20 protein-coding genes are annotated in these 22,024 nt (G+C 61.0%); 11 read left to right on the top strand and 9 right to left on the bottom strand.

Annotation, left to right across the window (positions count from 1 at the left end; all coding sequences use genetic code 11):
- Nucleotides 1-18: 18 nt before the first annotated feature.
- A complete protein-coding gene (locus JF545_RS10785; protein WP_206941990.1) occupies nt 19-1,410 on the bottom strand; it encodes a YjiH family protein in 1,392 nt (463 codons plus the stop codon).
- 107 nt (nt 1,411-1,517) lie between these two features.
- Between JF545_RS10785 and JF545_RS10780 the strand changes: the two genes are divergently transcribed.
- Nucleotides 1,518-2,426 (top strand): LysR substrate-binding domain-containing protein, encoded by a 909-nt coding sequence (locus JF545_RS10780; protein ID WP_206941989.1) that lies wholly within the window; start codon nt 1,518-1,520, stop codon nt 2,424-2,426.
- Between the two features lie 17 nt (nt 2,427-2,443).
- Here JF545_RS10780 and JF545_RS10775 read toward each other — a convergent pair whose 3' ends face one another.
- On the bottom strand, nt 2,444-4,063 hold the full coding sequence (locus tag JF545_RS10775; protein ID WP_206941987.1) for a 5-guanidino-2-oxopentanoate decarboxylase: 1,620 nt from the start codon (nt 4,061-4,063) through the stop codon (nt 2,444-2,446).
- Between the two features lie 291 nt (nt 4,064-4,354).
- On the opposite strand from JF545_RS10775, the gene JF545_RS10770 reads away from it, so the two are divergent.
- The 5 genes from JF545_RS10770 (at nt 4,355) to JF545_RS10750 (ending at nt 9,114) form a co-directional block, all read left to right on the top strand.
- Complete coding sequence (locus JF545_RS10770; protein WP_206941985.1) at nt 4,355-5,257, top strand: allantoinase PuuE; 903 nt, start codon at nt 4,355-4,357, stop codon at nt 5,255-5,257.
- 163 nt (nt 5,258-5,420) lie between these two features.
- Nucleotides 5,421-6,227 carry a transporter substrate-binding domain-containing protein gene (locus JF545_RS10765; protein ID WP_206941983.1) on the top strand — a complete coding sequence of 269 codons (807 nt, stop codon included), beginning with the start codon at nt 5,421-5,423 and terminating at the stop codon, nt 6,225-6,227.
- A gap of 62 nt (nt 6,228-6,289) precedes the next feature.
- Nucleotides 6,290-6,961: an amino acid ABC transporter permease gene (locus JF545_RS10760; RefSeq protein WP_206941982.1), complete on the top strand. Its 672-nt coding sequence runs from the start codon at nt 6,290-6,292 to the stop codon at nt 6,959-6,961.
- A gap of 11 nt (nt 6,962-6,972) precedes the next feature.
- Nucleotides 6,973-7,776 (top strand): amino acid ABC transporter ATP-binding protein, encoded by an 804-nt coding sequence (locus tag JF545_RS10755; RefSeq protein WP_206941980.1) that lies wholly within the window; start codon nt 6,973-6,975, stop codon nt 7,774-7,776.
- Between the two features lie 93 nt (nt 7,777-7,869).
- Nucleotides 7,870-9,114: a cysteine desulfurase-like protein gene (locus tag JF545_RS10750; RefSeq protein ID WP_206941978.1), complete on the top strand. Its 1,245-nt coding sequence runs from the start codon at nt 7,870-7,872 to the stop codon at nt 9,112-9,114.
- Between the two features lie 94 nt (nt 9,115-9,208).
- On the opposite strand, the gene JF545_RS10745 is transcribed toward JF545_RS10750, so the two are convergent.
- From JF545_RS10745 to JF545_RS10735, 3 genes are all read right to left on the bottom strand, one after another.
- Entirely contained in the window at nt 9,209-9,925 is a 717-nt protein-coding gene (locus JF545_RS10745; RefSeq protein ID WP_206941976.1) for a GntR family transcriptional regulator, read from the bottom strand.
- Between the two features lie 243 nt (nt 9,926-10,168).
- The gene (locus JF545_RS10740) at nt 10,169-11,119 is read right to left on the bottom strand and encodes a D-2-hydroxyacid dehydrogenase family protein (protein WP_206941974.1); all 951 of its coding nucleotides are present in this window, start codon (nt 11,117-11,119) and stop codon (nt 10,169-10,171) included.
- Nucleotides 11,116-12,048: a LysR family transcriptional regulator gene (locus JF545_RS10735; protein WP_206941972.1), complete on the bottom strand. Its 933-nt coding sequence runs from the start codon at nt 12,046-12,048 to the stop codon at nt 11,116-11,118. Before JF545_RS10735 ends, JF545_RS10740 begins: the two co-directional genes overlap by 4 nt.
- A gap of 261 nt (nt 12,049-12,309) precedes the next feature.
- On the opposite strand from JF545_RS10735, the gene JF545_RS10730 reads away from it, so the two are divergent.
- From JF545_RS10730 to JF545_RS10710, 5 genes are all read left to right on the top strand, one after another.
- Entirely contained in the window at nt 12,310-13,284 is a 975-nt protein-coding gene (locus tag JF545_RS10730; protein ID WP_206941970.1) for a tripartite tricarboxylate transporter substrate binding protein, read from the top strand.
- Entirely contained in the window at nt 13,281-13,721 is a 441-nt protein-coding gene (locus JF545_RS10725; RefSeq protein ID WP_206941968.1) for a tripartite tricarboxylate transporter TctB family protein, read from the top strand. Before JF545_RS10730 ends, JF545_RS10725 begins: the two co-directional genes overlap by 4 nt.
- Nucleotides 13,722-13,775: 54 nt before the next feature.
- The gene (locus tag JF545_RS10720; RefSeq protein ID WP_206941966.1) at nt 13,776-15,269 is read left to right on the top strand and encodes a tripartite tricarboxylate transporter permease; all 1,494 of its coding nucleotides are present in this window, start codon (nt 13,776-13,778) and stop codon (nt 15,267-15,269) included.
- A 31-nt stretch (nt 15,270-15,300) separates the two neighbouring features.
- Nucleotides 15,301-16,602, top strand: coding sequence for an aminotransferase class V-fold PLP-dependent enzyme (locus JF545_RS10715; protein WP_206941965.1), 1,302 nt, complete (start codon nt 15,301-15,303; stop codon nt 16,600-16,602).
- 247 nt (nt 16,603-16,849) lie between these two features.
- Entirely contained in the window at nt 16,850-17,977 is a 1,128-nt protein-coding gene (locus JF545_RS10710; protein WP_277987382.1) for an L-talarate/galactarate dehydratase, read from the top strand.
- Nucleotides 17,978-18,145: 168 nt separating this feature from the next.
- Here the strand turns inward: JF545_RS10710 and JF545_RS10705 are convergent, their stop codons facing one another.
- From JF545_RS10705 to JF545_RS10690, 4 genes are all read right to left on the bottom strand, one after another.
- Nucleotides 18,146-18,331 carry a hypothetical protein gene (locus tag JF545_RS10705; RefSeq protein WP_206941963.1) on the bottom strand — a complete coding sequence of 62 codons (186 nt, stop codon included), beginning with the start codon at nt 18,329-18,331 and terminating at the stop codon, nt 18,146-18,148.
- Nucleotides 18,328-18,918: a zeta toxin family protein gene (locus tag JF545_RS10700; RefSeq protein WP_206941962.1), complete on the bottom strand. Its 591-nt coding sequence runs from the start codon at nt 18,916-18,918 to the stop codon at nt 18,328-18,330. The genes JF545_RS10705 and JF545_RS10700 overlap by 4 nt, the downstream gene beginning before the upstream one ends.
- A 730-nt stretch (nt 18,919-19,648) precedes the next feature.
- Nucleotides 19,649-20,983: an APC family permease gene (locus JF545_RS10695; protein ID WP_206941961.1), complete on the bottom strand. Its 1,335-nt coding sequence runs from the start codon at nt 20,981-20,983 to the stop codon at nt 19,649-19,651.
- Nucleotides 20,980-21,957: a carbon-nitrogen hydrolase family protein gene (locus JF545_RS10690; RefSeq protein WP_206941960.1), complete on the bottom strand. Its 978-nt coding sequence runs from the start codon at nt 21,955-21,957 to the stop codon at nt 20,980-20,982. Before JF545_RS10690 ends, JF545_RS10695 begins: the two co-directional genes overlap by 4 nt.
- Nucleotides 21,958-22,024 lie beyond the last annotated feature (67 nt).

The raw sequence follows: 22,024 nt of genomic DNA, 5'->3' as shown, positions 1-22,024 counted from the left end.
GCCACCGTGCCGTTTTCGTCAACCGAGCAGCAGGTGGCCGAGCAGTGACAGCACCGGCAAGGACACCAGCACCCGCAGCAGATAGATCCACACCAGGTCCAGAAGGCTCAGGCCGATGTTGGCTCTGACGAGCACGATGGCCACTTCGGTGAAGAACACGATCTGATTGACAGCGACACCGGCCAGGACAAAGCGGGTGACTTCACTTTCGATGCCAGCCCCTAGCAGTGACGGCATGATGCTGTCGATCAGGCCCGCCAGCAGCGCGGGCGCTGCCTGTTCAGCTTCCGGCAGCGCCAGCAGGTCGAGCAGCGGTACCAGTGGCAGCGAGAGGATGTGGACGATATCGGTGAACTGCACCAGCGCAAGCCCGGTACAGCCGATGACCATCATCGCCGGGTATATCGTGATGATGATGTCGCCGCCGACATGCAGGCCACGCTTGACCAGCTCCAGCGGGGAAGCAGCGTGCTCGGCGCGCTCCACCGCGCGACGCACGCCCAGAGCCAACAGGCTTTCTCCTGTCTGGCGGTCTTGCACCTGTTGCTGGCCTTCCGGCGGAAAGTAGGAGTGAGGCTTGCGTGACAAGGGAGGCAGGCGCGGGATGATCAGGGCGCAGACGAAGCCCGTGACGGCAACGCTGGCGTACCAGATCAGGAAGTGCTGCTCGAGACCGATCAGCTTGATCAGCAGGTACGCGTAGGCCAGGGAGACGATCGAGAAGTTGGTCGAGATGATGCAGGCTTCACGCATGGAGTAGAAGCCGTTGCGGTACTGTTGCGTCGTCAGAATGATGCCGACACTCGATGATGACAGCCAGGACGCCAGGCTATCCACCGCGGAGCGGCCGGGAAGGCCGAACAGGCGCTCGAACGCACGGCTCAGCAGGCTGCCGACGAACTCCATCAGCCCGTAGTCGGTCAGCAGCGGCAACAGCACCGAAGACAGCAGGCAGATCGCCACCACCACGGGGCCCACGTCGTACAGCAGCACGCCGCCGGTGTCGCGGTGCCAGATCCACTCAGGGCCCCACTGGAAGTACACCATGACCATCAGAATGGCGCCGGTAACGCGTACCAGCGTCCACACCGGGCCAGGATTGAACAGCTGGATGAACCTGTTTTGGTTGTGCTTCAGCGTCGTCAGGCTGACCACCACGGTGGCGATGGTGGGGATGACGGTGACCAGTACCGTACCTTCCACCATGATGGGTTTGATCACGGCGTTGATGATGTCGACGATGAAGGCAATCATCACCGTGATGCGGCCATCGACAAAGACGGGAGTCAGAAACAGCAGAATACCGAGGAGGGTCGGCAGGAGGAACTTTAGCAGTTGGGAGCGACGATACTGACGTAATATCTGAAAAAGTCCACCGGAATGCGCTTTTATTTCGGGGATATCGTGCATGTGGTTACCAGTTTATTCGTTGTTGTCGAGTATCAGTCTAGGAAGCTTGGCGAGAACCGAATAACGATTTATTCTTCACATGTCATGCGCAAATGGAATGAACTTTCGTGGCCCGTCAACTGCCCACCATGGTGTCTCTCGCCTGCTTCGAGGCAACCGCACGTCATCTCAGCATGACCCGGGCGGCGGAAGAGATGAGTCTGACCCAAAGCGCGGTCAGTCGTCAGATCCGAAATCTCGAGGAGATGCTCGGTTGCGAGCTGTTTCGGCGGGTGCGTCAACGGCTAGAGCTGACCGGTGAAGGTGCCGATTACTTGCGTGAAATTTCACCTTCCATGGATCAGATCGAAGCCGCTACAGCAAAGCTGCTGGCGCGCTGGTCGGGGCAGTGCCACGTGGGAGCAGAGCCCTCCTTCGCCATGCGCTGGCTGTTGCCACGGTTGCCGGCGTTTCAGCAGCGCCATCCGGACATTCAGATCGAAATCATGAATGACTTGAGGCGGCTCTATGAACGCCGAGATGGCTTCGACGTGGCGATTCTCTATGGGGATGGGCAGTGGCCCGATCTGGAGTGCCGACTGCTGATGCCGTGCTCGCTGGTGGCGGTATGCACGCCCACGCTGCGCGACCGCTATGGCGTGATCGATCACACCGAAGAGTTGCTCCGCTATCCGCTGATTCACCACACCTGCGTCAGCTCGGCACGGCTATCGTCGACCTTTCTCTGGCTGGAGGCGGCTGGGCTCAGTGGGGAGCAGATCGAAGCGCTGCCGGGGCAGCGCTTCGAGCACTTTCGCTTTGTGCTGGATGCCGCGTTGCACGGGGTGGGAGCCACCGTGCTACCTGACTACTTTGTGGACCAGGAGCTGGCCGATGGGCGGCTGGTGGCGGCGTCCACGACACCCCTGATGATCGGCAACTACTACGTGGTGACGCCACGCGGACGACATCCCGATCATCGTATCGAGGCCTTTAGCCACTGGCTGCTGTCTTCCATCCAACAGGCTGATGGTTAGCCTGCAAGAGCGGATGATCAGGCAAAGTCGCCCTCTTCACGCACCTCGATCAACCACGGGCCGTCGGCCTCTTTGGCCTGTTGCAGCAGACGCTCAAGGTGGTCAAGGCCGGTCGCGGTATGGGCCTCGCAGCCGTAGCCCCGCGCGATGGCCACCAGGTCGGGCGTATAGATATCCACCCCTATTGTGGGAATTTCCCGCTCCTGCATATAGCGCTTGATCTCGCCGTAGCCCTGGTTGTTCCACAGCAGGATGACGATGGGCGTCTTGGTTTCCACCGCCGAGGCCAGTTCCGGCAGGGTGAACTGGATGCCCCCATCACCGATCAGCGATACGACGGGGCGATGGGGAGCGGCCAGCTTGGCGCCGATGGCGGCGGGAAGGCCGTAGCCCAAGGTGCCGTAGCCGGTTGATGAATTGAACCAGCTGCGCGGCGACTCGGCCTCGTAGAGGAAGTTGCCCGAGTAGACCGGCTGGGTCGAATCCCCCACGACGATAGCGCCTGGCAGCGTGCGCTGGACCAGCTCGAGCACGCGTAGCTGGGTGCGCCAGGCAGGCGGCCACTCGGGGGCGAGCTGACGCTGGATGTCCGCCACCCGCTGCTGTCCTGGCGTCGGCGTCGCGGCGGCTGATGGGGTGGCCGATGGGATAGAAAGACGCTCGAGCAGCGCCTGCATAAAGCGCCCGGCGTCGCTGACGATGGCAAGGTGCGCAAGGTGGTTACGTTGCAGCTGCTCGGCATCGATGTCGACGCGAATCAAACGACCGTCGATCCTGAAGTTACCGTCGAAGACCGCGTCATAGTCGGTCTCGCCAAGCTCTGTGCCGATGGCCAGTACCACGTCCGCCTCTCGTACCAGCTTGCGCACAGGGTCCAGGGACTGGGTGGAGCCCAGCGCCAGTGGATGACCCTTCGGCAGTAGACCCTTGGCATTGACAGTGCAGGTGGTGGGGGCATCCAGCGCCTCGACCAGCGCACGGGCAGCCTCTGCATGGTCGGCAGCGCCGCCCCCAAGCAGGACGACCGGCTGCTGGGCCGCTGCCAGCAGCTCGGCGGCGGCGTCCACCAGCGCCGCATCCGGTGCGGGAGGGGCTGGCAGTGCGGCAGCCTCCAGCATCAGGTGATCGGCGGGGGCGGTGATGACATCAATCGGAATTTCGATATGCACGGGTCTTGGGCGAGCCCCGCGGAACACCGCAAAGGCTCTGGCCAGTACCCGTGGCAGCTCGTCGGGCTGCTGCAGGGTATGGCTGAAAGCACTGACCCCAGCGACCATGTTGCGCTGGGAAGGCAGCTCGTGCAGACGGCCCTCGCCAAGGCCAAGCTGCTCACGTCGGTTGACGCTTGAAATCACCAGCATGGGCACGGAATCCGCGTAAGCCTGGCCCATGGCGGTCAGTATATTCGTCATTCCTGGACCAGAAATGATGAAACAGGTGCCTGGTTTTCCTGTTACACGTGCATAGCCATCGGCCATAAAGCCAGCACCCTGCTCGTGACGTGGTGTCACATGAGTGATCCGGGTGGCAGGCAGTCCTCGGTAAAGTTCTACCGTGTGGACGCCGGGAATGCCGAAGACGGTATCAACACCATAAGCCTCAAGTAGCTGAACCAATGCTTCGCCACAGGTCAACATGTCGCCTTTCCTTCTTGTTGGAGTCGGGCACCGGAGATTAGCGCCTGGTGACAGGTTTGCGCTACAAAAAAACCCGTGTTTTGAAAAGAAAGGGGCGCGCTGAATGGCGAAGCACAGTAGAGATATCGTTCAGTGACTGGGAAAATGCATTGTTCATTTTTCAGCAATATGCTTTATTGACCCTATCGCACGCAAAATTGCGTGCAATCCTGATCCGGCCTATATTGGTCACATAACAACACTAACAATCACGGCCTCGGTGCAGCATGGCGAGGCCTCAGGAGAGACAGGATGTTGCCGCAGCGCGACCTCATCGGCTATGCCGATACTCCCCCCGGCGGGCGTTGGCCCAACGGCGCCCGTCTGGCGATCAACGTCGTCGTCAACTACGAGGAGGGCTCCGAGCGCTCCTTCGCCATGGGCGATGATGACCAGGAATCGATGACCGAGTGGGGCAGCTACGTGACCCCCGCCGGCACCCGTAACCTGGCCATGGAATCGATGTACGAGTACGGCTCCCGAGTCGGCATCTGGCGAATTCTCGATATCCTGCGCGAGGCCGGGGTGCGCTCGACCTTCTTTGCCTGTGCCGTGGCCCTTGAGCAAAACCCCCGCGTCGCTCGGGTGGCGAGTGCCGATGGCCATGAATTCTGCAGCCACGGCTATCGCTGGGAAGAGGTCTTTCGCTTGAGCGAAGACGAAGAGCGTGAGCATATTCGACTGGCCATCGACTCCATCACCGCCACCACCGGCAAGCGTCCTGTTGGCTGGTACTGCCGCTACGGACCCAGCGTGCATACTCGGCGCCTGCTGTTGGAAGAAGGCGGTTTCCTGTATGACGCCGACGCCTACAACGACGACGTGCCCTACTTCACCGAGTTGGAGGGCAAGCGTCAGTTGGTGGTGCCCTATACCACGGACATGAACGACTTCCGCTTCTGGCTCTCGCCAGGACTGACCTCCGGTCGCGAATTTCTCGACAACCTCAAGGAAGGCTTCGACGTGCTGTTCGAAGAGTCAGCGAGGGGGCCGCGAATGATGTCCGTGGGGCTGCATCCGCGGATGGTCGGGCGGCCCGGAAAGATCCGCGCGCTCAAGGATTTTATCGCCTACGCCCAGGCTCACGAGGGGGTCTGGTTCGCGACCCGGGAAGAGATCGCCAGAGCCTGGCTGGAGCGCGAATCAGGCGCGTGACGCTTGATCCAACCACTGGCCTGAACAGCAGCATCGCTACGACAGTGCCTGGTCTCGGCACCCGGTCCCAGGACCGGCACAGAGACAACCGCGCTTCCGCCGCTTGGGGGCGCACAAAAAATAGCCACTCCCGCAACAATGACAACAAGCAGAGGAACGTCCCATGACCCTTTTTTCCAAGACGCCACGCGTAGTGACCCTGGCCGCCGCCCTGGGCCTGAGCCTTGCCGCTGGCAGCGCCATGGCCGAGACCCTCAAGGTCGGCGCCAACATCGGCAACCTGCCCTGGGAATTCCAGGACGATAGCGGTGACTACGTCGGCTTCGAGATCGACCTGGTCAACGAGGTCGGCAGCCGCCTGGGCTACGACGAGGTCGAGATCAGCAACATTCCCTTCAACGGCCTGTTCTCGGCGGTACAGTCCGGGCGTATCGACGTGGCGGTGTCCTCCATCACCATCACCGATGAGCGTCTCGAGTCGGTGTCCTTTGCCCAGCCCTACTACGACAGTGACCAGTCTCTGGCGACTCACACCAGCAAGGGCATCACTGGGCTCGAGGACCTGGACGGCAAGGTGGTTGGCGTAGACACCGGTTCCACCGGCGACATCTGGACCAGCGAGAATCAGGAGCAATACGGCATCAAGGAGATCCGCCGCTACGAGGGCCTGCAGCCAGCCATGCTTGACCTGTCCAGCGGCCGCCTCGACGCCTACATTTCCGACATTCCGGCGGTGCAGTACTACGTGCGCGACAAGCCCAACTTGGAAGTGGTCAGCCGCATTCCCAGCGGTGAGCAGTACTCGATGATGTTTGCCAAGGATGCCGAGCTTGCCGCCAAGGCCAGTGAGGTGATCACCGAGCTCAAGCAGGAAGGCTTTATCGCCGAACTGCACGAGACCTGGTTCGGCGCCGCGCCGGATGCCGGCACCAGCACCGTCGACGTGCGTGATATGCCAAGCGCCAAGTGATGTCGGTGCCGTGGCGCCCGCGCGCCACGGCCCACCCACCCTCGGCCGTGGAGGCTGGTTGAATGGACCTGGTCCAGACATTCTTTAAATGGGAGGTGCTGGTACGCACCTTCCCGATGCTCGTCCAAGGGCTCGGCATGACCATCGCGCTGGGCTTCTTGAGCATCCTGCTGGGGCTGATCGGCGGGCTGGGGCTGGCGCTGTTGCGCCTCTACGGCCCCAAGCCACTGCGCTTTCTGACCATTGCCTACATCGATGTGTTTCGATCGCTGCCGGTGCTGGTGTGGTTGGTCATCGTCTACTACGCACTGCCGTTCGTCGGCATCACCCTGTCACCGTTTGCTGCAGCCTGTACCGCCCTGACCATGATCTCCAGCGCCTACGCCGCCGAGATCTATCGCGCCGGCATCGAGGCGGTGCCTCGGGGCCAGTTCGAGGCCGCCCAGTCGATCGGCCTGAGTCAGTATCGGGTGATGTGCGACGTGGTCCTGCCCCAGGCGATCCGCTTGATCATTCCGCCGCTGACCAGCAACTGCATCAACGTGATGAAGGACACCGCCCTGGCCTCGGTGGTGGCGATGCCCGACCTGCTCAAGCAGGCGACTCAGGCTCAGGCCCTGGCGGCCAATCCCACCCCGCTGATTGGCGCAGCGCTGCTGTATCTGGTGGTGCTGTTGCCGCTGGTGAGGCTGGTCGGCTTGCTCGAAAAACGCTTCGCCCAAGGCCGAGCCTGAAGGAGATTGTCATGATTGAACCGACCCAGCCGGTGTCGCAGGCCCCTTCCGCTGCGTTTGACCGCCAAGCCGCCGCCGCCCGCAGAACCCTCATCTCGCTCAAGGGCGTGAACAAGCACTACGGTGATTTCCATGCGTTGAAGAATATCGACCTGGAGGTGGCGGAAGGCGAGGTGGTGGCGATCCTCGGCCCGTCGGGCTCCGGCAAGTCGACCCTGATTCGCTGCATCAATCATCTGGAGGCCTACAGCGCCGGCGACATCTACGTCGATGGCACCCGGGTCCAGCCCGGCCCCGAGCTGATCGAGGTGCGCAAGGGCGTGGGCATGGTGTTCCAGAGCTTCAACCTGTTTCCCAACATGACGGTGCTGGAGAACGTCACCCTGGGGCCGATCCGGGTACGTGGCAGGAGCCCAGGGGCTGCCCAGGCCAGAGCCAAGGAATTGCTGGAGAAGGTCGGCATCGCCGAGCAGATGTACAAGTACCCGAGCGCCCTGTCTGGCGGCCAGCAGCAGCGGGTCGGTATCGCCAGGGCACTGGCCAATGAGCCGCGGGTGCTGCTGTTCGATGAGCCGACGTCGGCGCTGGACCCCGAGATGGTCGGCGAGGTGCTAGACGTCATCAAGACCCTGGCCGGAACCGGTGTGACCATGCTGCTGGTGACCCACGAGATGGGCTTCGCCCGCCATGTGGCGGACCGGGTGATCTTTATGGAGGCCGGACAGATCGTCGAGGAAGGCGCTCCTGAACAGATCTTCTCTGCGCCGCAGGAAGATCGAACCCGCGCCTTTTTCCAATCGGTGCTGGCGCACTGAGGCGTGGCCTCGACCCTGTTTCTCTTAACCCAGCTTCTCTCGACCCAGTTTCTCTTAACCCAGCTTCTCTCGACCCAGCTTCAAGGATTCCCCATGGCTTTCGAATCACATTCCGCCCCCCCGCTTGATCTGGAAAGCGTCAGAGCCCAGTTCCCCTCCCTTGCCAGTGACTGGGTGTTTATGGATAACGCCGGTGGTGCTCAGGTGCCGCGTGTCGTGGTGGATCGCATCAGCGACTATCTGCTGGGCGACAATGTTCAGCTAGGGGCCAGCTACGCCCCCAGCCAGCATTCCAAGGCCAAGGTCGACGCCGGTCGCCGGGCGGTGGCGACGCTGGTCAATGCGCAGCATGTGGAAGAGCTGGTGTTCGGGCCGAGCTCCACCATTCAGTTCCGGTTGCTGGCGGACGCCATGGCGAGCCAGTTCGCCCCTGGCGATGAAATCATCGTGACCAATACCGACCATGAAAGTCACATCGGTCCCTGGCGTCGCCTGCAAGCACGAGGCGTCAAGCTGCGCTTCTGGAACTGCCATCCCGAGACCCTGGAACTGGAGCTCGACAGCCTGGCCGAACTGCTCAACGAGCGAACCAAGCTGGTCTGCGTGACCCATGTCTCCAACCTGCTCGGCACCATCAATCCGATCAAAAAGATCGCCGCCATGGCTCACGACGCCGGTGCTCGCATCTGCGTCGATGGCGTGGCCTTCGCGCCCCACCGTGCCATCGATGTCCAGGACTGGGATGTCGACTACTACGGCTTCAGTCTCTACAAGGTCTTTGGGCCGCATCACGCCGTGCTTTACGTCAAGAAAGAGTGCCTGCTGGAGCTGGACAGCATCTATCATCATTTCTTTACCAAGGACCAGATACCGGGAAAAGTGGAGCCGGGAAATCCCAACTATGAGCTGACCTACAGTGCTACAGGAATCCTCGAATATCTGACCTCGCTTTCCCCTAAATACGACGGCGTATCCTTGCGCAATAGGCTGGAAGATGCCTTCGAAAGGATCGCGAAACATGAGGCGAAAATCGGCAAGAAATTGATCGACTATCTCAATCAGAAAGAGCGCGTCCGTATCATCGGAAGAGCGGATGCTGACATCGATAAACGTGTCGCGACGATCAGTTTTATTGTGGAAGGAAGCCAGTCTGACGATATCGTCAGGCGCATCGATGACGCGAAGGTCGGTATTCGCTACGGAGACTTCTATGCGCGTCAGCTGGCCGAGGACCTCGGACTGATGGAGATCCAGGGTGTCGTGCGGGTCTCGATGGTGCACTACAACACCGAAGACGAGGTGGACCGGTTGATCCAGGCCCTGGACGCGGTGCTGTAGTAGACGGTCGCAATAGACAGAAGCGAGGCCTGGTGACAGGGGCCTATCGCCGACGAAAACGCCCACCATCGCTGACAAGGCTAGTCAGGCCTGGTCAGTGATGGCGGGTGTCGGTGGCGATATCGTAGATGTTGGCCTCGGCGCGTCGCTGCTCGGACAGTTCCAGGCTGTAAAAGATATGCCGGCAGTGTTCCATCATCGACTGGGCGGCGCCCTCGGCGTCGCCGGCCTCGATCATATCGACCAGGGACTGGTGCTCATGGGTCAGGCATAGCACCCCGCTGGGGCGTTCGTAGAGTGACTGGATAATACAGAAGCGACGAATGATGGGGCGCACGATGGCGATCAGCTCTTCATTGCCGGTCAGCTCCGCCAACAGCAGATGAAAGTCGCCGGAGATGCGGTTGACGCTCGGCTTGCGTTCCTCGAACACCTGATGCTCCAGGGCCAGATGCTTACGCAGGGTGGCAATGCCGCTGGCATCGATGCGCTCGCAGGCGATGCGTGCCACCGCCGCTTCGATGTGCAGCCTCGTCTCGAAGATATCGTAGGCTTCCTTGACGGACGGCAGTGAGACAAAGGCGCCCCGATGCATCTCGAAGCGTACCAGCCGCTCCGCCGTCAGTCGGTTCAGCGCACGCCGAACGCGGCTTCTTGGCGTGTTGAACGCCGTGGCAAGCTTCGCCTCATTGAGTCGCTCGCCGGGACGAAGGCGCTTGTCGATCAGCGCATCAACGATGCGGTCATAGACAAGCTCTTCAGCCAGCGCTTCGGGCTTTTCATGTGGGGATGAAGGTGCGTCTGTCGACATGGCTGCGTCTCGCCATCCCTTTCTCCTTGGTGCTGGCTCCCAGATGCGGGAAAGCCTGTCCAGGCAAGGTGAAAAGTGGAATAAGAAAAAGACAAACCAGCATATGACGCTGGTCTATTTCTTTCCAGAGACTACCATGACCATGGCCGCCACGTCATACCGCTTCTACCAAAGAATGTCTCCCTGTCATCACCTGCTGTGTGACAGCCTAGAGTCTTCAATAGCGAGGCAAATAACGATTGGCTATTGGGCGGCGAGATCGTCGATTTTCTGCCCCTCAATAAAGGCGATAAGGTTGCTGAAGGCATCGCCAAAGTACAGCTCATAGCCATCTTTTTCCACATAGCCAAGGTGGGGCGTTGCCAGCACATTTGGCAGGTGCAGAAGAGGGTCTTCGACCACCGGTTCCTGCTCGAACACATCCACCGCCGCCATGCCGGGGCGTCCGGCGCGCAGCGCCGCCTCCAGGGCGCCAGAGGCGATCAGCTCAGCGCGACTGGTATTGACCAGCAGCGCACTGGATTTCATCGCCGCCAGGTCATCGTCACCGACGATGCCGCGGGTCGCCTCGTTCAGGCGCAGGTGCAGGCTAAGCACGTCGCTGCGCTCGAACAGCTCGCGTTGGCTGGCGACGACCTCGATGCCGGCCTGGCGGGCACGCTCACGGGAGCCTTCGCGCCCCCATGCCAGCACTTTCATGTCGAAGGCTTGGCCGTAGCGAGCGACACGGGCACCGATCTTGCCGTAGCCCAGGATACCGAGGGTTCTGCCTTCCAGGGCGGTGCCCAGCGTACGCTGCCAGCGACCCGCCTTGAGGTTGGCGACTTCCTCGGGAATATGCCGCATGGCGGCCAGCACCAGCGCCCAGGTCAGCTCCGCCGCGGCGGTGGGCGAGCCGCGGCCTGCCAGCACCGTTACACCATGCTCGCGACAGGCCTCGAGATCGATATGGGCCACGCCACCTCCGGTCTGGCTGATGACCCGGAGCTTCGGCAGGCGTTCGAGCAGTGCGCGGGTGATCCGGGTTCGCTCGCGGATCAACACCAGTGCCTCCGCGTGGTGAAAGCGCTCAACCTGGGCATCCAGCGACGTCAACGTGTCGTTGAACAGCGTGACCTGGTGGCCGGACAGACGGTCAAAGGCCGACAGATGGCGAACGACATCCTGGTAGTCATCGGGAATCACGATGTTCATGGCGGGCTCCGGGGTGGGGTCGATGCAGGGGGGATGAAGAAAGGTTGGGTGAAATCCGCGGCTTCTGCCAGAGCTTTTGCTAGAGCATTCAGCAGTTTATGGCGTGGACCGTCATGAAACACTGCGTAGTAACCAATGCTGGGTAGGGCTGGGCGAGTCTCGATGATTTCTAGTTGACTGGAGGTTAGGCTCATCACGCAGTGGGAGGGCAGCACACTGATGCCATGGCCCGCACTCACCAGTCCCACCAGTGCTAGCAGGTTATCGGTGGTGAGGGTGGGAGCGGTGAGGCTGTGTTGATGCAACCAGTGATTTATCTCGTGGGCGAAGCCGGAGCGTTTTCCCTGACCGATGAGAGGGTAGTTACGCAGGTCGGCCAGCGCAACGGGAGTAGGGGTCTGAAGCGTTCCTCGCTTTGCGACAAAGGCCATGTCCACTTCGGCGATCAATTGCCATTCTACCCCTGGCTGGCCAAAGGCGTTCTGGCTTGCGGGCACGACCACGATGTCCAGCTCTCCGTCCTGAAACTGCTGAAAAAGGGTGCGACTCATGTCGATGCAGATTTCTAGGCGGATGTCTGGACGGTCTTGATTGAAGCGTTCGAGAAACGTCGGGAGCCAGGTCAAGGCACTAAGATCGGTCAGTCCAAGCCGAACGCGATGCAGTCTAGACGGTTGGCGCTTGAGCGCCAGAATGCGGTCGGCGTGCTCCATGGTAGCAATAGCATGATCGAGAAGTCGTTCCCCCTGGTCGGTGAGCTGGGCGCCACGCCGCGAACGATCGAACAGGGTGAGGCCGGTAGCATCCTCCAGCTCTGCGATGCGCTTGGAGATGGTTGAAGGTGTTGTTCTTAACCGCTGGGCTGCACGCTCAAAAGTGCCCAGCTCCACGATCTGAAGGAAGGTGTCAAGCTGTTTGAGGGTTAGCATGGGCACTCATCCAGCGTTAGATGAATTTTTGGAAACTAATTGTGTGAATATTATTCGCTTTTTTTCAACAAGAGTCTCTTTCTATAGTTGAGAAGGGTTCGGGAAGCGCTGAAGTCATCAGCGAGTGATGCTAGGCGCCCGCAGCACAAGACCTGGAGCCTATGTGGCATCGGAGAAGAATGTGAGCATCATCTCCGTTGATCCGGCAGCAGATGGCCCTGCGAGATAACAAGTTAACAACACTAGAGCGGGAGACTGACTATGCGGCTTTTGACAACAACGACTAGCACGGCACTGGCAGTGCTAGGCGTGGCCTGGGGCTCTCAAGCCTGGGCCGCTGATTACCCCAGCAAGCCGATTGAGATGGTGGTGGCCTACGGTGCCGGGGGAAGTACCGATACCATGGCCCGCATCTTTGCCAAGTATGCAGAAGAGGAACTGGGCCAGCGAATGGTCGTCGTCAATAAGCCTGGTGCTGGCGGCGAGCTGGGCTGGGTGTACCTGGCCAATTCAGAACCGGATGGCTACACCATTGGCCTCATCAACTCCCCTTCGGTGGAGACTCACCCCTTTACCCGTGCTGATACTGTGGGCTATACGCTGAACGATCTGCTGCCACTGGCCAATGTAGTAACCGACCCTGGCGTACTGGCAGTGGCCGCCGATAGCCCCTGGCAATCCCTGGATGAAATGGTCCAGGCGGTTCGTGCCGAGCCTCGCTCCGTAACCGTCTCCCACGAAGGCATCGGAGGAGACGACCATCTTGCAGCATTGAACTTTGCCAGTACTGCCGGCATTGAGCTCAACTTCGTCTCCTTCAATGGCAATGCGGAGGCTACTGCGGCGCTGCTGGGCGGCCATATTGATGCCTTTGAAGGCAATATGTCTGAGGCTGCGAGCCACATTGGCGAAGGAGACGTGCGTGGGCTGGCGGTGTGGTCCGGCGAACGAATGGACGCCATTACCGATGTGCCAACCGGTGCGGAACAGGGTTATGAGGTGATTTCCTCAGCCTCGAGAGGACTGGCATTGCCGGCAGGGGTACCTGACGAGGTCTATCAGCGTTTGATCGAGGTATCGCGTAGCGTAATCGAGAACCCCGAGTTTGTGGCAGAGCTCGATAAGCTCAACATGCCGCTGGACCCCCTTTATGGCGATGAGTACGCGGCTTCGCTAGAGGCGAGCCAGCAGAGTTTGAAAGCCGTCTGGGACAAGAACCCCTGGATAGAGCCATGACCCTGAATCACATCGATCGCCGCGTCGCGCTGCTGACTGGCGCGGTGGCTGTCGCGGCGATGGTGATGGCCTTGAGTATGCGGGCTGATGCTGGGCTTTTCGTATTGATCACCGCTTGGCTCGGGCTGCTGTCATCGATATGGCTCGGCCTGACCAGCCGTCGCCCAACCGAGGGCGATGGTGCCTCGCCGGTGAGGGCGGTAGCCAAGGCGCGATTGTTTCAGTGGTGCGCGGCGTTGGTGGCGACGCTGGTGTTGATGGAGCCGCTCGGTACCTTCGTGGTGGTTCCGCTGTTTTTGCTGTTCACGCTGAAATCGCTGGCCCGGCTAGGCTGGGGCACGACCGCGCTGCTATCGGCGTGCTTCACACTGTCGCTTTACATCGTCTTCGTGTGGCTTTTGTCGGTGCCGTTGCCAATGGGCGTGATGGCTCTCTGACTCTCTGAGCCCTCGGCATACCTCGGCCTCACTTTTCTCTTCGGGAGTCCTTCCATGGACATTCTTGTGACGGCGCTCGCCAATGTGATGACGCCGGTGGCGCTGGCGACTTTGGTGCTTGGCACTCTAGCAGGCATGTTAGTCGGCGCCTTGCCGGGGCTGTCCTCTACGATGGGGGTCGCGCTGTGCATCCCTATCACGTTCAGCATGCCGCCAGAGCTTGCGCTGATTTTGCTGGGGGCGGTCTACGTCAGCTCGGTGTACGGTGGTTCTGTTACCGCCATACTGCTGCGTACGCCAGGCACGGATGCTTCTATTGCCACAGCGTTGGACGGCTATCCTATGGCGGTGGCTGGTCGTGGCGCCGAGGCTATCGGTATGGCTACGTTGGCGTCTCTGTTTGGCGGCTTGGTCAGTGTCGTCGTACTGCTGGCGATAGCCCCACCACTATCGACCATCGCCTTGGCCTTTGGGCCACAAGAGTACACTTGGCTGGCGATCTTTGGGTTGGTCACCATCGTTGGGGTGGTGTCCGAGCGTCCGGTTAAGGGGGTGCTCTCTGCGGCGGTGGGGCTGATGCTTGCTTGTGTTGGGCTGGACAGCTTCACCGGCGAACAGCGCTTCACTTTTGGCCAGAGCGAGCTGTTTGACGGTGTGCCGTTGTTACCAGTATTGATTGGCTTATTCTCGGTGTCCCAAGCCTTCAACCTGGCCGTTCCAAGCCAGTCTGGCGTGCTGTCTGAAGGCGCTCAGCGCTTTGCTGGGCGTAGCTTTCCCCTCTGGGCGGATATCCGCCGGTGTTTGCGCACACTGGGGCGCTCGTCAGTGATCGGCTCTATCGTCGGTATCCTGCCTGGGGCGGGCACCAGCATCGCAGCCTTTATCTCTTACAACGAGGCGAGGCGTCACTCGGCTCATCCTGAACGTTTTGGCAAAGGTGAAATTGAAGGGGTCGCCGCCTCAGAGGCGGCCAACAATGCGGTGACAGGGGGCACCTTGATCCCGACCTTGACCCTTGGCATCCCGGGTAATGCGGTCACCGCGGTCTTCGTCGGCGGGCTAACTATTCACGGCATGATTCCTGGGCCTTCGCTATTCACTCAGCACGCCGAGAGTACCTACACCCTGATCGTCTCTCTATTGTTTGCCAATGTGTTGTTCGCTGTCCTGGGCCTCTGGCTGTGTCGGTACATGGTCAGCGTGACACGAGTGCCGGGAGGTGTGCTGGGGCCTTTGATCTTGCTATTCAGCGTCGTAGGAAGCTATGCCCTGCGCAACGAAATGTTCGATGTGTGGTTGGCCGTAGGCTTCGGACTGCTCGGTTACTTCATGGAACGCTGGCGCTACCCGGCAGCACCTTTAGTTATCGCTTTGATTCTAGGCCCGATTCTCGAAGTTAATTTCAGGCGTGCCATGCAGATAGCACAGTGGGATTTGACCACCTTCGTTACCCGCCCTCTGTCCCTGGCGCTGTGTCTATTAGTGGTGCTGGCGCTGGTGGTGCCTGTCTGGCGGCGATGGCGACTACGCCGCTCTCTTACCCTTTGATTTGCTATCACGATCTTTCAAGGACTGGCCCATGACCCATGCTCAGGATTCCCGCACCATCCACACAACCGCCGTCAGTGGCTTCGACGACGCGCTGATGGAGCAGGTTCGCGCTCGCTTTCATCACGTGGATCACTGCCCCTACACCGGCCCCCGGGTCTTTTTCGAGAATGCCGGTGGCTCGTTGACCCTCAAGGCGGTGGTCGCGCGCATGGCGGAAGTGGCCGCCTTGCCGGATAACGACCATCGCGACAATGAGGCGTCTCGAGCTATCTCGGCCATGATCGACGACGGACGCCAGGCCATGGGCTGCCTGCTGGGCGTCGAGGATGGCGTCGTGTTCGGCGGTGAGACCGGCACCGAGTGTCTGTTTCGGGTGATTCGCGCTGCCGCCACTGCCGCGCCACCAGGTGGCAGTATGGTCGCCTGCGAACTGGAACACCCCGCGACCTTTGACGCCACCGCTCTGTGGGCCAAGCGCACCGACAGACAGCGCCTGACGGTGCCCTTTGACCCTCATACAGGCAGAGTGACGGCCGAGGAGTATGCCCGCGTTGTTCAGCCTGATACCCGCGTCGCGACGATTCTTCACACCAGTCCGGTCACCGGTATGACCCAGGACGTCGCTGCCATTGCCGCAGCGATCCGGTCTATCGCGCCGGACTGCTACATCATCGTCGATGGAATCCAGCATGCACCCCACGGAGCCCTGTCGGTATCGGCCTATGGCGTCGACGCCTACGCGGTGTCGCTGTACAAGGTGTTTTGTCCCTTCAACGATGGCTACGCCTGGGTCTCTCCGCGCCTGAGCGTCATGGACCATGATCGTCTAGCGGGCAAGCCGGACGACGCCTGGGAACTGGGTAGCCGCGACCCTGCTGCCTGGGCGGGTGCCAGCGAGATGGTGGCGTATCTCGAGTGGCTGGGCGGGAACTTCACCACGGCGAAGGATCGTCGAGCGCGCTTGCTGGCGGCCGGCCAGGCCATGCATGACCAGGAGGCGGCGCTGATGCAGCGGCTGATCCACGGCTCCGGCGCCATCACCGGGCTCAAGGAGCTGCCCGGCGTGACCTTGATCGGCGAGGTCGATAGCCCCTGGCGCGAGGGCGCGGTGTCGTTCTGCGTGGAAGGGCGTGACGCCCTGGACATCGTCGCCGAGCTTGGCGAGCGCGGTATCCGCGTCCACGCGCGCAAGGACGACGCCTATTCGGGCAATATCCTTCGTCCCTTGGGCCTGCCCTCAGTTACCCGAGTCTCGCTGGCCCACTACAACACGCCTGAGGAGGTCGATGCTTGCCTGAGCGCGCTGGCAGAGGTGGTAACGGGCCGGTGACATTGGGTCGGCAAGGGCGGAAGAACCGCAGGTGCTAGCTCTTTTTGATCGAGTGTTTTTTCATACAGAGCAGCTGGCTCGGGACTTCCGACTAAGGGGCTTCTAACTAAGGGGGCCTCTTACTAAGGGCTCTGGCGTCGAGCGATGCAGGTGCATTCACGACCGTCTATCTTTACTTAAGATAGTATGTATGACGTATTGTCGTCTTTGTTGCCTGCCTGCCCGCGCTCGAAGGAGAGAACCCGCCATGCCTCATGATGTCATTGCCCAGATCACGCTGTCCCATGTGCTGTTGCCGTTGAAGCGTCCCATCAGTGACGCCAAGGTGATGACCGGGGTGCAGAAGCCGTTGACGGAAGTGTCCTTGACCTTCGCCGAGATCACCACGCGGGACGGGCACACCGGCATGGGCTTTGGCTATGTGTTGCGAGCCGGCGGCAAGGCTCAGTTTGCCCACGCCCAGGAGTTGGCCCCTTTTCTGATCGGCGAGGACCCAAACGACATCGCCCGGTTGTGGCATAAGCTGGCGTGGCAGGGAGCGTCGGTAGGTCGCTGTGGGGTGGCGGTGCAGGCCATCGGGGCCTTCGATACGGCGCTATGGGACTTGAAGGCCAAGCGTGCGGGACTACCCTTGGCCAAGCTGCTCGGTGCTCAGCGCGAGGCCGTGCCCACCTACAACACCTCGGGGGGATACTTTGGTACCCAGATAGAGGAGGTCTGTGCCAACGCCGACCGCGCCCTGGCCAACGGGATCGGCGGGGTGAAGATGAAGGTCGGCCAACCCGACGTGGCCGAGGATATTCGGCGGGTCGTCGCGCTGCGCAAGCATTTGGGCGACGGCGTGCCGATTATGATCGATGCCAACCAGCAGTGGGATAGAACCACCGCTCTGCGCTTCGGACGTGCCGTCGATGAGTTGGGGTTGGTCTGGATCGAGGAGCCTCTGGACGCCCATGACTATGAGGGGCATGCCTGGCTCAATGCCCGGCTCGACACCCCCATCGCCACCGGCGAAATGCTGACCAGCGAGGAGTCGCTGAGGCGACTGATCGAGCGTGAGTCGGTGACCTACCTGCAGCCCGATGCGCCCCGTTTTGGCGGAGTCTCGCCGTTCTTGAACGTGGCAAGTGCTGCTGCCCAGGCCAATCTCAAGTTGGCGCCGCACTTCGTGATGGAAATCCACCTGCCGCTGGCGGCGGCGTATCGCGGTGATACCTGGGTCGAGCACTTCGAATGGTTCGAACCGCTGTTCGACGAGCGCATCGAGATCCGTGACGGCAGCATGCACCTGCCCAAGGGGCCGGGATTTGGCCTGACCATCAGCGAGCAGACGCGCCACTGGATCGTGGCCAGCGAGCGTTTCGGTGCATCGTAGTCGGCTGGAAGGTAGGTGCCTTTGCTGAGATGGTCTCGGTCCACGACCGTGTCAAAGGCGGCGAGTTATCGTGATAGCGTGCCTGATCAGGCAGACATTACCGTGGCTCATTGAGGCCGACTCTTGGCTCTGAGCTGCCGGGTCTTGCTTGGCGCGCCTCCCTTTCCATCAGTTCGGCTCCTGACCCTGGTCATCCACCTGGTAAGGCGGCGCATCATCGCCCATCAGCACGGGTTTGCCATCCTGCCAGATCACCGCGTACTGGCCCAGTCGCCGCTTGCGCTCCAAGGTTTCGGCGACTGCGTCGCGGAGGCTTTCGAGCATAGTTTGGGTATCTGGTGTCGGCTGAGTCATGGTCGTGCCTCCTTGACGAGGGCGTTGTAGTGAAGGTCATTAAGTATGTGGCGCTGTACGCCGGTCTGTTCAAACACTGGCTCCGGCGTTCCTCCGGCGTTCATAAAGCAGCGCGCACGAGTTACGTTTGGAGCATAGAGTGTCAGCAGGTTATGCAGACTACGCGGGAATCGACGCTGAATGTCCTTCACCGGGATGTTGTGGCCACCATGTGAAACGCGCTCTGCCACACGAAGCCGCGACATCTCCACCGAGGGCAATGCCAGGTAGACAAGCTCTACCCGCCAGCCAACTGCTATCAGTCGCTTTACCAGGCTCAAGTAGCCTCGTCCCGAGAGCGTCGTCTCGAAGGCAAAGTCCTCGCCCTCATCGATGGCGTTTTCGATCTCCCGCAGAAACAGCCGACTGGCAGCGAGCAATTCTCGCTCCGGCGCTAGAGGTGAAAGCCCGGCGGCAATCAGGTCAGCGTTGATGAAGCGCGCGCACTTGGCCACCTGTGGGAGGTAATGAAGTGCAAATGTCGTCTTGCCAGCGCCATTAGGCCCGGCGATGATCCAGCAGGTCGAGGCTCTGGTGTTAGCGTTCATCTTCAAACCCCTCCCATATGCGTCGATGGTGGTTGTTGAACCACGTTTTCGAGCCTGGTGTGGTGAATTCTGCCACACTGGGCGAGGATGTTCCTTTTCCTGAACCGTTACTCGCCGCACTTGCCACCATAGGCAAGCTTTGCTGGCTCGACGTTAGTCTGAGATATCGATCTCTGGCATCGCGAGATGTGGGAGAACGGTCCGCCTAATAGGGAAGCGCCCTTTACAGGCGCCTGAGCCCATCACTCAGTATTCTGAAGCTTAGCGTTGGTTTTAAGGTTAATTTCCAACAAAATCAGTAGATTAGTTTTCAAGCATTCTTTCGTGGTTCTTACTCCCCGGAAGACTGGGTACTGGCTCAATGTGAGCAGACCATCAGAAGCTGCTAGATAGTGCTGCTTACTCGAACAGGCTGGGCAAATTGAAAGGGAAAGCCAGTGATCCATTGCACCCGACAGAGTAGCCGCGGCTGAAATGCCGTCTGTTATAGCTGCACAAGGCATAGTGCAGCTTTCAGGAGGGCAGGAAAGAATTGCTCCATGACACCGTGCAGTATCTCCGGTGCCGGACGGTACTGGAACAGAACATTGCCATCTGTTGGTCCAGGCGAGGGCTCTGTCCACCAGAGTATGGTAGGGGGAAGCCCCTGGCCATCGATATGTCCCGACAAGGGTAGGCTTGTGCAGTCTGGGAAGATGACCAGGCCCCGGGCTGCCTGGTCGTCCGCGGACTAGACAGGCTGGCCGTCGTCGAGACTCAGTTCGGGAGTGGGCCGGCGGAAGCCGCGTGTTAGCCAGAGGAGATGGAGCCCACCGGCCGCCAGCCAGAACAACCCGACGGTGAGCGTGCTCGGGCTGAGCTGGGCGATCAGGGTCAGGGTGATGGCGCCTGCGAGAGCGGGAAAGAGGATATAGCCGAGGATTCCCAGCGGCCGCTCGTGGTGGTGACGAATAAAGTAGGCGATCACGGACAGGTTTACGGCGGTAAAGCCGACGAAAATGCCGAAATTGACCAGGGATAACGCGGTCTCGACGGAGAGGTTGAGGCCGATGAACCCCATGGCGCCGGTCAGTAGAAGGCAGCCGACCGGTGTCCTGGTACGCGGGTGCAGAGTGCCGAGGAGACGCTTCGGCAGCACGCCGTCGCGGCCCATGAAATAGAGCAGTCGGCTGGAGCTGAGCTGCACCGCGAGGCAGGAGCCGAGCCCGCCGATATTGGCGGCGAGGTTGGTCCAGTCGGCGAAAGCCAGGCCACCCACTTGGATGGACATGGTGTAGGAGATGACCTCGGGGTCATCGAAGAAGCCACCGGGGTGGACCAACTGCATCAGGTAGGCCACCGCCGTGAACATCAGGCCGCCGGTGGCGATCACCAGTACCACGGCGCGGGGGATGTTGCGCTTGGCATCCCGGGTCTCCTCGGCCAGAGTGGTTACCGCATCGAAGCCCAAGTAGCTGTAGGCGGCGATGGCTGCGGCAGCGGATACTCCGATAAGGGTGCTGTCGGTGTTCCAGAAGGGCGCGGTATAGGAAGCCGGCGGTCGTGAGCCGAGGTAGGCCAGGCAGTAGGCGGCGAACAGTAGAACCATGAAGACGGCCAGCAGCACCAGGAGCTTGTTGACCCGGTCGGTCAGCCTGATGCCGATGACATTGATCAACGTCGTCAAGCCGGCGTTGACCAGCATCCATGCCCAGAGCGGGATGCTTGGGAACTGGGCATTGAGTAGCAGTGACTGCACTAGCCAGGCGGCCGCTGGCAGCAGCAGGTAGGCCAGCAGCACGCTCCAGCCGATCATGAAGCCGGCCGGTGCCCCTAGCATCTGGCGGGCATAGAAGTAAGCTGAGCCCGAGACGGGGAAGTGGCCAGACATCTTCGCGTAGCTCAGGGCGGTGAGGAGCATCCCTCCGGTGGCTAACAGGAAGGCGGTCGGGGCCGCGCCCTCGCTGACCTCGGCGACTACGCCGAAGATCACCATCACTAGGCTGGGAGCCATATAGGCGATCCCGAAGGCCACCACCGAGGCCAGCGAGAGTCGCGCGGTCAGTTGCACGCTTGGTTCGCTCATCGCTCGTTCCTCCCGTCGGTGGGGCGCAGAGACACGGGGGTCTCGGGGGGGAGTGCTGGCCGCCAGCTGGCAGGATCGATATGGCCGTTGTAGAGGGGCAGCGACAGAGGAGTGTCTCCCTCCTGGAAGTGATTCCAGGGCCAGGAGTCGCCATTGGTGCCGAGCCGTCGCGCTGCCGACACCTGGTTGAAGTCGACGATACCGAGCAGGGTGCACGCCTCCATGCCGCCCGACTCGATGCGGATATTGCCCTCCGGATCTATCAGCAGGCTCTTGCCGAAGGCGGTGGGAGCGGCGCCGTTGACGCTGGCCACCCAGACCTGGTTGACGATGGCGTTGGCGACATTGATCGGGACCTCGGGGATCCGCCCGGTGGTCGGGGTCTGGACAAGGTTGACGATCAGCTCGGCGCCCATCCAGGCGAGGTGCCGGGAAAGCTCCGGGTACCAGGCGTCGTAGCAGATGGACAGCCCGACGCGGCCCTTGCCGGGTATGTCGAACACCACAAACTCTCGGCCTACGCACATGGGTTCAAAGGGGCGCCAGGTAAAGATCTTGCGATATCTGGCGACGAGCTCGCCATGTGGATCGTAGACCACGGCGGTGTTGTAGACGCGCCCGTCGTCGGCTCGCTCAAGGACGGTGCCGGGGATCAACCAGATGCCGAACTCTCGGGCCAACTCGGCCAGTTGCCGGCCGCGGGGGCCATCGAGGGGCTCCGCATAGGCGGCGTAGTAAGCCTCCTGGCTCATCGACTCCATACCCAAGGAGCAGAGGTGAAGCTCGGGGTAGACGACCAGTTCGGCGGCGCTGGGGGAGTGCATGCGCTGGCGCAGCCCCGTGGCGAACTCCTCAAGGGATTCTGCGGCGGACTGGACGAGGGCGAGTCGAAGGTAGCGGTCGGTAGGGGGAACTCCCGCGGTCGCCTGGAGCGGCGATTGTGAGGCCAAATCAGGGGTGGCATGAGTCTTCATCAAGACGTCCTCGTTATCATTGTGGGGGACGCCTATCACGCTATCAGGGAGTTTGTCGGCGATCTTT

Origin of the sequence: Halomonas litopenaei, assembly GCF_017303055.1 — a bacterium.
Taxonomy (GTDB): domain Bacteria; phylum Pseudomonadota; class Gammaproteobacteria; order Pseudomonadales; family Halomonadaceae; genus Halomonas; species Halomonas litopenaei_A.
The sequence above is the reverse complement of the archived record's forward strand: the minus strand, read 5'-3'. Positions and strand labels throughout refer to the sequence as shown.

What these genes read in the sequence shown, in the direction of transcription:
- JF545_RS10785 (WP_206941990.1), bottom strand. Translation starts at nt 1,410, where the DNA reads ATGCACGATATCCCCGAAATAAAAGCGCATTCCGGTGGACTTTTTCAG.
- JF545_RS10775 (WP_206941987.1), bottom strand. Translation starts at nt 4,063, where the DNA reads ATGTTGACCTGTGGCGAAGCATTGGTTCAGCTACTTGAGGCTTATGGT.
- JF545_RS10770 (WP_206941985.1), top strand. Translation starts at nt 4,355, where the DNA reads ATGTTGCCGCAGCGCGACCTCATCGGCTATGCCGATACTCCCCCCGGC.
- JF545_RS10765 (WP_206941983.1), top strand. Translation starts at nt 5,421, where the DNA reads ATGACCCTTTTTTCCAAGACGCCACGCGTAGTGACCCTGGCCGCCGCC.
- JF545_RS10760 (WP_206941982.1), top strand. Translation starts at nt 6,290, where the DNA reads ATGGACCTGGTCCAGACATTCTTTAAATGGGAGGTGCTGGTACGCACC.
- JF545_RS10755 (WP_206941980.1), top strand. Translation starts at nt 6,973, where the DNA reads ATGATTGAACCGACCCAGCCGGTGTCGCAGGCCCCTTCCGCTGCGTTT.
- JF545_RS10750 (WP_206941978.1), top strand. Translation starts at nt 7,870, where the DNA reads ATGGCTTTCGAATCACATTCCGCCCCCCCGCTTGATCTGGAAAGCGTC.
- JF545_RS10745 (WP_206941976.1), bottom strand. Translation starts at nt 9,925, where the DNA reads ATGTCGACAGACGCACCTTCATCCCCACATGAAAAGCCCGAAGCGCTG.
- JF545_RS10740 (WP_206941974.1), bottom strand. Translation starts at nt 11,119, where the DNA reads ATGAACATCGTGATTCCCGATGACTACCAGGATGTCGTTCGCCATCTG.
- JF545_RS10735 (WP_206941972.1), bottom strand. Translation starts at nt 12,048, where the DNA reads ATGCTAACCCTCAAACAGCTTGACACCTTCCTTCAGATCGTGGAGCTG.
- JF545_RS10730 (WP_206941970.1), top strand. Translation starts at nt 12,310, where the DNA reads ATGCGGCTTTTGACAACAACGACTAGCACGGCACTGGCAGTGCTAGGC.
- JF545_RS10725 (WP_206941968.1), top strand. Translation starts at nt 13,281, where the DNA reads ATGACCCTGAATCACATCGATCGCCGCGTCGCGCTGCTGACTGGCGCG.
- JF545_RS10720 (WP_206941966.1), top strand. Translation starts at nt 13,776, where the DNA reads ATGGACATTCTTGTGACGGCGCTCGCCAATGTGATGACGCCGGTGGCG.
- JF545_RS10715 (WP_206941965.1), top strand. Translation starts at nt 15,301, where the DNA reads ATGACCCATGCTCAGGATTCCCGCACCATCCACACAACCGCCGTCAGT.
- JF545_RS10710 (WP_277987382.1), top strand. Translation starts at nt 16,850, where the DNA reads ATGCCTCATGATGTCATTGCCCAGATCACGCTGTCCCATGTGCTGTTG.
- JF545_RS10705 (WP_206941963.1), bottom strand. Translation starts at nt 18,331, where the DNA reads ATGACTCAGCCGACACCAGATACCCAAACTATGCTCGAAAGCCTCCGC.
- JF545_RS10700 (WP_206941962.1), bottom strand. Translation starts at nt 18,918, where the DNA reads ATGAACGCTAACACCAGAGCCTCGACCTGCTGGATCATCGCCGGGCCT.
- JF545_RS10695 (WP_206941961.1), bottom strand. Translation starts at nt 20,983, where the DNA reads ATGAGCGAACCAAGCGTGCAACTGACCGCGCGACTCTCGCTGGCCTCG.
- JF545_RS10690 (WP_206941960.1), bottom strand. Translation starts at nt 21,957, where the DNA reads ATGAAGACTCATGCCACCCCTGATTTGGCCTCACAATCGCCGCTCCAG.